2 protein-coding genes are annotated in these 3,120 nt (G+C 71.6%); both read left to right on the forward strand.

Annotation, left to right across the window (positions count from 1 at the left end):
• Window positions 1-1,487, forward strand: a 1,487-nt coding sequence (locus tag KN815_RS28500; protein ID WP_216344768.1) for a polyketide synthase dehydratase domain-containing protein, incomplete at its 5' end; no start/stop codon positions are given.
• 41 nt (window positions 1,488-1,528) lie between these two features.
• The coding region (locus KN815_RS28505; RefSeq protein WP_216344769.1) for a type I polyketide synthase at window positions 1,529-3,120 on the forward strand (1,592 nt) is incomplete at its 3' end.

Raw genomic sequence — 3,120 nt, forward strand, 5'->3', positions numbered from 1 at the left:
GCCGGCGCTACTGGCTGGACGCCCCCGGTGGGTCCGGCAAGGACCCCGGCGCCCTCGGCCTGGCCGGCGCGGACCATCCGCTGTTGGGCGCCGCGGTGCGGCTCGCCGACGGCAGCGGCCATGTGCTGACCGGACGTCTCTCCCCACAGACACACGGCTGGCTCGCCGACCATGTGGTGGCGGGCGTGGCCCTGGTCCCCGGAACCGTGCTCATGGAGTGGGCGCTGCGGGCGGCCGATGAGGCGGGCTGCGGTGCGGTGGAGGAGCTCGCGCTGCGGCTGCCGCTGGTGCTGCCCGCGACGGGCGGCCGGTGTGTCCAGGTGGTGGTGGGCCCGTCCGCCGACGACGGACGCCGCGACCTCGCGGTCTACTCCCTCCCCGACGACGCCCTTCGCACAGGTGGAGACACCGACTGGACGTGCCATGCCGTGGGCGTACTCGGCCCCGCCGAACCGGAGAGCCGAGCGGCGGAGCTGCCCGGGACATGGCCGCCGCCCGGAGCGCGGCCGGTGGACACCGATGGGTGCTACGAACGGATCGCCGCATCCGGATACGCCTACGGAGCCGCGTTCCAGGGGCTGCGCGCGGTATGGCGGGACGGCGCCGATCTGCTGGCCGATGTGGAACTGCCCAAGGCCGCGGGAGAGCCCAGTGGGTTCGGTATCCACCCCGCCCTGCTGGACGCGGTGCTCCATCCGACGCTGCTGACCGGGCATCCCGATGCCGGGCCGGAGCCGGACGAGGGCCGGATGTGGCTGCCGTTCACCGCGAGCGGCGTGTCCCTGTGGGCGGCCGAGGCCACCGCCGTACGGGTCAGGCTCACCCCCCGGCCACAGGCCGCCGAGGGCGAGCGGGAACTGCGGGTCGTCATCGCCGACGCCGTGGGCGCCCCGGTGCTGACGATCGACGCGCTGCTGCTGCGCCCCGCCGAGGCCGAGCAGCTCCGATCCCTCAACACCGGCGGGGTGGCCACCGGCGGTGGCGGTGGCGGTCGCGGTGGCGGTGAAAGCGCACGGCGGCGTACCGCTGCTGCCGCCGCCGAAGTGCCGTCCGTCGACTGGGCCGCCCGGCTGGCGCGGCTGTCGGCCCTCGACCGGTATCGCACCCTCCTCGGCCTGGTGCGCGACCACGCCGCCACCGTGCTGGGCCACACCGATGCCGAGGCGGTACGCGCCGACGCCAGCTTCAAGGAGCTGGGCTTCGAGTCCCTGACCGCTGTCGAACTGCGCGATCGTCTCGCGGCCGCCACCGGTCTGCGGCTGCCCGCGGCCCTGATCTTCCGGCATCCGACCCCGGAAGGCATCGCCCACCACCTTGTGCGACGGCTGACCTCGGACGGCACCGCCGCCACCCCCGCCGCGATCGTCCCGCCGAACACACAGGTGCCACGGCAGCCGACGGATGAAATGAGCGCGGCCCAAAGGCTGGAGTCCGCCTCGGCGGATCAGGTCCTTGAGTTTATTGACAACGAGCTTGGTGTGTCCTGAATGTGCCGGGCGCGACGATCGCTGAAGGCCGGGTGACCCTCATGGCGAACGAAGAGAAGCTGGTCGAGTACCTCAAGCGCGTTTCCGCCGATCTGCACGATACGCGTCTGCGGTTGCGCGAGGTGGAGGAGCGTTCCCACGAGCCGGTGGCCGTGGTCGGCATGGCCTGCCGCTTTCCCGGCGGGGTCACCTCCCCGGAGGAGCTGTGGGAACTGCTCGTCTCCGGTGTCGACGCGATCGGGGACTTCCCGACGGACCGCGGCTGGGACCTCGAGAACCTCTACCACCCCGATCCCGAGCACTACGGCACCAGCTCTGTCCGCCAGGGCGGATTCGTCGAAGCGGACCGGTTCGACGCGGCGTTCTTCGGCATCAGCCCCAGGGAAGCGCTCGCCATGGACCCGCAGCAGCGGCTGGTGCTGGAGATGGCCTGGGAGTCCCTTGAACGGGCCGGTATCGACCCGGTGTCGCTGAAGGGAACCCGCACCGGCGTCTACGCCGGTGTGTCCAGCCAGGACTATCTGTCCCGGGCCCCGCGCATTCCCGAGGGATTCGAGGGCTACGCCACCACGGGCGGACTCACCAGCGTGATCTCGGGCCGGGTGGCCTACACCTTCGGTCTGGAAGGGCCGGCGGTGACGGTGGACACCGCATGCTCGGCCTCACTGGTGGCCATGCATCTGGCGGTACAGGCGCTGCGGCAGGGCGAATGCACCCTGGCCCTGGCGGGCGGTGTCACCTCGCTCGCCACCCCCATCATGTTCACCGAGTTCTCCCGGCAGCGCGCACTGGCCCCGGACGGCCGGTGCAAGTCCTTCGCCGCCGACGCGGACGGCACCGGCTTCTCCGAAGGCGTCGGTCTGGTGGTACTGGAGCGGCTGTCGGAGGCACAGCGCAACGGCCATCGGGTGCTGGCGGTGATCCGGGGCTCGGCGATCAACCAGGACGGCGCCAGCAATGGCCTCACCGCGCCCAACGACGTGGCCCAGGAACGCGTCATCGGCCAGGCCCTCGCCAACGCCCAGCTCACGCCGGGCGATGTGGACGCCCTGGAGGCACACGGCACCGGCACCAAACTCGGCGACCCGATCGAGGCCGAGGCCCTGACCGCCACGTACGGCCAGAACCGCCCCGCCGACCGGCCACTGCTGCTGGGCTCGCTGAAGTCCAACATCGGCCATACACATGCGGCGGCCGGTGTGGCAGGCGTGATCAAGATGGTGATGGCGCTCCGGCACCCACACCTGCCCGCCAACCTGCACCTCGACGTCCCCACTCCGCATGTGGAGTGGGAGGACAGCGGGCTGCGGCTGCTGAACGAACCGGTGGAGTGGCCCCGCCTGGAACGCCCCCGCCGTGCGGCGGTCTCCTCGTTCGGCATCTCCGGTACGAACGCCCATCTGATCCTGGAGCAGGCGCCTGAGGACGATGCGCCAATGGACTCGGCCCGCTCGGAGGTGAGCACGGTTCCGTGGGTGCTCTCGGCGCGTAGTGCGGAGGCGTTGCGGGGGCAGGCTGCCGCGCTGGTTGAGCGGGTGGGCGGCGTATCCGAGCTGTCCTCCGTCGATGTGGGGTGGTCGTTGGTTACTACGCGGTCGGTGTTTGAGCATCGGGCGGTGGTGGTGGGTGATGA

Source organism: Streptomyces niphimycinicus (assembly GCF_018883605.1).
Lineage (GTDB): Bacteria > Actinomycetota > Actinomycetes > Streptomycetales > Streptomycetaceae > Streptomyces > Streptomyces niphimycinicus.